Source organism: Accumulibacter sp., from assembly GCF_032229525.1.
Lineage (GTDB): Bacteria > Pseudomonadota > Gammaproteobacteria > Burkholderiales > Rhodocyclaceae > Accumulibacter.
The window spans coordinates 22063-26331 of sequence record NZ_JAVTWB010000182.1 but is presented as its reverse complement, the minus strand read 5'-3'; the positions used below and the strand labels follow the sequence as shown (position 1 = coordinate 26331).

The 4269-nt window shown below is 64.5% G+C and carries 6 protein-coding genes; 1 reads left to right on the top strand and 5 read right to left on the bottom strand.

From position 1 onward, the window contains the following. From RUW20_RS14195 to nrtS, 4 genes are all read right to left on the bottom strand, one after another. Window positions 1–658, bottom strand: a 658-nt coding sequence (locus RUW20_RS14195; RefSeq protein WP_313952884.1) for a TIGR04282 family arsenosugar biosynthesis glycosyltransferase, incomplete at its 3' end; no start/stop codon positions are given. Continuing rightward, on the bottom strand, window positions 633–1349 hold the full coding sequence (locus RUW20_RS14190; protein WP_313952883.1) for a TIGR04283 family arsenosugar biosynthesis glycosyltransferase: 717 nt from the start codon (window positions 1347–1349) through the stop codon (window positions 633–635). The genes RUW20_RS14195 and RUW20_RS14190, both read right to left, overlap by 26 nt. Before the next feature lie 150 nt (window positions 1350–1499). Further along, entirely contained in the window at window positions 1500–1697 is a 198-nt protein-coding gene (locus tag RUW20_RS14185) for a zf-HC2 domain-containing protein (RefSeq protein WP_313952882.1), read from the bottom strand. Further along, window positions 1691–1966, bottom strand: a complete 276-nt coding sequence (gene nrtS, locus RUW20_RS14180; protein WP_313952881.1) for a nitrate/nitrite transporter NrtS — start codon at window positions 1964–1966, stop codon at window positions 1691–1693. Before nrtS ends, RUW20_RS14185 begins: the two co-directional genes overlap by 7 nt. Window positions 1967–2234: 268 nt before the next feature. On the opposite strand from nrtS, the gene RUW20_RS14175 reads away from it, so the two are divergent. Next, window positions 2235–3056 (top strand): formylglycine-generating enzyme family protein, encoded by an 822-nt coding sequence (locus RUW20_RS14175; RefSeq protein ID WP_313952880.1) that lies wholly within the window; start codon window positions 2235–2237, stop codon window positions 3054–3056. Window positions 3057–3150: 94 nt separating this feature from the next. On the opposite strand, the gene RUW20_RS14170 is transcribed toward RUW20_RS14175, so the two are convergent. Then, window positions 3151–3870: a pirin family protein gene (locus RUW20_RS14170; RefSeq protein ID WP_313952879.1), complete on the bottom strand. Its 720-nt coding sequence runs from the start codon at window positions 3868–3870 to the stop codon at window positions 3151–3153. Window positions 3871–4269 lie beyond the last annotated feature (399 nt).

Genomic DNA, 4269 nt, shown 5'->3' with positions numbered 1-4269 from the left:
GGATGGCGGCGAGCGCTTCGGCAAATCCTGCCAGGCTCGCCAGGCGTGCGAGATCGGCCGGCCGATCGACGTCCCACAGGGTCGGCAGTTCGACCCAACGCAAGCCACGCAACCGCAAGCACTCCCGCGTTTGCGCCATGACCCGATCGGTTCCCCAGTCGATACCCTCGAACAGCTGCTGCTGCGGGCGACGCAGGCCCACCAGGACGTAGCCGCCGTCGTCGGCCGGAATGAATACCGCATCAATCCCGCCCTGGCGCTCATCGAGCAGAGCCTCTGCAGCAGCCTCGAGATGCGCCGCCTGCAGCGCCGGACAATCGGTGCCGATCAGCAACAGCGGGCCAGTCTGTGCCGAGAAAGCATGCGCCATGCGTGCCCCAAGGTCGTTTCCGGACTGCCCGCACAGATCGACGCCGCAGCGGCGCTGCACGGCGCGAAAAAAGCGGTGGCTGCCATCCGGCGCCGCCCAGAGGGTGACGCTGCCGGTCGAAGCGCTCTGTGCCACCGCCAACGCGTGCAGCGTCAAGCGGCGTTGCAGCCGTGCGGCGCCGGCCGCACCGAGGGCGGGGATCAGGCGGGTTTTGGCCGCGCCCGCCAGCGGCGCCCGCGCGAAAACGGCGATAGCCACCCGCTCAGCGCGGCCCGGGAGCATAGCCATAGCGAGCCGCCAATTGCTGCGGATCGACACCAAAATAGTAGCTCGCCCGCAGACGCCACATCAGCAGGATCGTACGCAGGACGCCATGCTTCTCCCAGCGTCGGCCCGAGGTGATCACTCGATCGCGCAGGCAAGCCGGCCGGGCGATCCGCTTGAGTCGTTTCGACAGCGCGATGTCCTCCATCAGCGGTAACTCCGGAAAGCCGCCAACGGCCAGAAACACATCGCGGCGAACGAAAATTGCCTGGTCGCCGGTGGCGATACCGGTCAGCCGCGAGCGCCAGTTCATCATCCGTTCAACGACCCGTAGCAGCGGGTGACGCCCGTCGATGCGCACGTCGAAGCGCCCCCAGGACGCGCCGCCCGCCACCGCACTGCGGATCTGCTCATCGACCGCCGCCGGCAGCCTGGTGTCGGCGTGCACAAAGAGCAGTACCTGACCCTGACTCGCACTGGCGCCAGCGTTCATCTGCAGCGCCCGACCCCGCGCTGATTCAATCAGCAGATCGGCCAGCGGCCGCGCCTGTTCCACGGTGTCGTCAATGCTCCCCCCATCGACCACCAGGAGTTCCGTGCCGCGCTTCTGTAGACCCTGCAACGTCGCCAGCTGAGCGGCGATCGTCATCGCTTCATTGAGCACCGGCAGAATCAGCGACAGAAAGGGGCGTTCGGCCGGGAACTTCACAGTCACCCTGGCGATCTGGAAGCAGGGCGTCGGCGCGCTCGCGGGTGCTCCCGCCGGCATTGCCTGGTCGCCGTGCACGCCCTCGCTGGCGCAAGTTGCGGGACCTGTGTGCGCTGGAGCCGTCCGCGTGCCTTAGGGCACCCTGTGCATTGCCGTCTACTCGGCCCGATCTTTCGCCGAGGGCTCCGCGACGAATAGCTGGCAAGCATCATGGAGAAAACTCAATTGTTTCCTGAAATTCGAACAACCCTGGCAGATCGCCAGATGCAAGCGCAATTGTACGCGTTCGCTGACCTTCAGCTGTCGGTCGCGCTCTTCCGAGAGCAGTTCGGTAACCTCCCGGCAGCTCAACATGGGTGGTCTCCAGGGCGACGTAACTCATTGCGCGCGGCACTGTAGCTCGCAACGCAATAGGGAACGAGAAAATTGACGGCCACCTGAAACCATGAAAGAGGCAAACCATCGAGCAGCCGCCCCCCCTGGTTGAGCGCGTTCAGGACGCTCCCGACCAGCAGCGCCAGCTTGGCCGCGGAGACCACGATCGAGCGCTTGCGTGCTGTGCGCAACAGCCTTGCCCACTCGTTGCTTGCGGGCTGGGAGAAGATCTCCTTCAAAAAACTCATGACCATGCTCCTGTTTGCCCGACAGCGGCTTGCGGCATCGAACCCGCGCCCTCTTCACCCGACGGCCGCGTTCACCGAATCGTCCCGACGACAGCACGCAGCCGGGACTTTCTGATCAGTCGCGTGAGATCGGCAATGCTTACAAGATCGCTCTACCGAGAAGGACATGCGCCCGACGATGGACACCGCGTCAAGAAGAGCGCACCTGCACAGCCATCGTTCGGGTAATATTCGCCACTTTATGACGTGACCGTTGCCAAAGCTCGCGATGTCAGATACACAGTTTGAAAATGCCGGAGCGCCGATCGCCGACCCGCTCCCCGTACTATCGGCGACGGACCTGGTCGAGGACGCCTTCGGACGGTCGCTGGTACTGAGCATCGGCCAGGCACGCCAGACGTTTCGCTGGATCGAAGCAGGACGATTCCTGATGGGCTCGCCGACCGAAGAGGCCGAGCGTGGCAGCACGGAAGTACAGCACGAAGTGACCCTGCGCAGCGGTTTCTGGCTCGCAGACACCGCCTGCACGCAAGCCTTCTGGCTGGCGGTGTGGCCGGTCAATCCGAGCCATTTCCCGGACCATGGCGACAATCCGGTCGAAAACGTCAGTTGGCACGACGCGCTGGGTTTCATCGCCGAGTTGAACCGGCGGCTGCCAGGCTTGCACGCGCAACTACCGAGCGAGGCGGAGTGGGAGTACGCCTGTCGAGCCGGAACAACGACAGCGTTTTCCTTCGGTGAGACGATCACTCCCGAGCAGGCCAACTACCATGGCAACTACCCGTGCGCGGAAGCTGACACCAGCCTGTATCGCCAGCGCACGGTGCCGGTCCGCTCGTTGCCGCCGAACCCCTGGGGCCTGTACGAAATGCACGGCAACGTTTGGGAGTGGTGCTCTGACTGGTACGCCGCCTACCCGGCGGGAGCACAGATCGACCCCCGCGGTCCGAGCCATGGGAAACAACGGGTACTGCGCGGCGGTACCTGGAGCGACCCCAGCCGCTACGCGCGTTCAGCCAACCGCAGCCGCATCGAACCGCCCTACCGACCGCGCAGCAGCGGCTTCCGGATCGCTCTGGCTCACCGCTGACCGCCGCCTGACCCACTGCGAGGCGGACTTCGGGAGACGCCAGCGACACCGGCGGCCCAGCGACCTGGTGCCCGACTTGGTGCCGAGTCAGCGTTTAACTCAGTGGCAACTCATGCGGTCGCAGATCGAAAACCAGGACTTCGCTGCCCCGCCCGGCCGCGATTTCGATCGTTGTTTCCTGTCGCAGCCGAGCACCATCGCCGAGCTGCAGACGCCGTCCATTGACCTCGACCGAACCCCGAGCAATCTGCACATAAGCATGGCGATTCGCCCCCAGGTTCAGCGTCGCACGCTCGCCGCCATCGAAAAGACCGGCGTAGACACGTGCGTCCTGGCACAGCGACAGCGAGCCGTCAGTGCCGTCGGGCGAGATGATCAGTCGCAAGCGTCCGCGTTTCTCTGCCGCCGCGAAATGCGCCTGCTGATAGCGCGGCGCGACGCCAAAACGGTCGGGAACGATCCACACCTGCAGCAGGTGAACGATTTCGGCTGGCGAAGGGTTGGACTCGCTGTGGCGGACACCTGTACCGGCGCTCATCACCTGCACCTCGCCCGGACGAATCAGCGAGCCGTTGCCCATCGAATCGCGGTGCTCCAGTGTGCCATCCAGGACGTAGGTGAAGATCTCCATGTCCTGGTGCCCGTGCATGGCGAAGCCCTGCCCGGGTTGAACGCGGTCGTCATTGATCACCCGCAGGTCCGAGAAACCCATCTGCCCGGGATTGTGGTAGGCGCCGAAAGAGAAGCTGTGGCGAGACGCGAGCCAGCCGAAGTCCACGCTTCCGCGTTCGTCGGCAGGAAGAATTTCCAGCATCGGTCAACTCCTTTCGATCAGCATCGATCCGCGTTCGTGTTCACCGGAGGCCTGGCACCGGGGCTCTGACGTTTGGCCGAAAGGACAAGGCCTCGACGCCCACGCCCCGGTCAGAAGAGGTCTTTCCCCTGAGCGTAAGCGGCAATGAGAAAGCCGTTAAGCGTGCCGTTCTGGTATAGAGCAGGGTTTTGCATCATCCGTTCGATCCGCCCCGGATATTTCACCGCGGGATGCTGGCGAGGGATGCCGTTATTGACCTGGTCGTCCGAAAGCGAGCCGGATTGACGGTCTGCAGCGATGAGCGCGCTGACAGCGGATCACGGTCCTGGAGCGTTCCCACCCGCCTGGCGCAGCGGAGAAGCTTGATCGCCCGGTATTCGGGTAGCTTGGGTAGCTTGG

Excerpts from the sequence above, each read along its gene's own strand:
- RUW20_RS14185 (WP_313952882.1), bottom strand. The coding sequence starts at position 1,697 with ATGTTGAGCTGCCGGGAGGTTACCGAACTGCTCTCGGAAGAGCGCGAC.
- nrtS (WP_313952881.1), bottom strand. The coding sequence starts at position 1,966 with ATGAGTTTTTTGAAGGAGATCTTCTCCCAGCCCGCAAGCAACGAGTGG.
- RUW20_RS14175 (WP_313952880.1), top strand. The coding sequence starts at position 2,235 with ATGTCAGATACACAGTTTGAAAATGCCGGAGCGCCGATCGCCGACCCG.
- RUW20_RS14170 (WP_313952879.1), bottom strand. The coding sequence starts at position 3,870 with ATGCTGGAAATTCTTCCTGCCGACGAACGCGGAAGCGTGGACTTCGGC.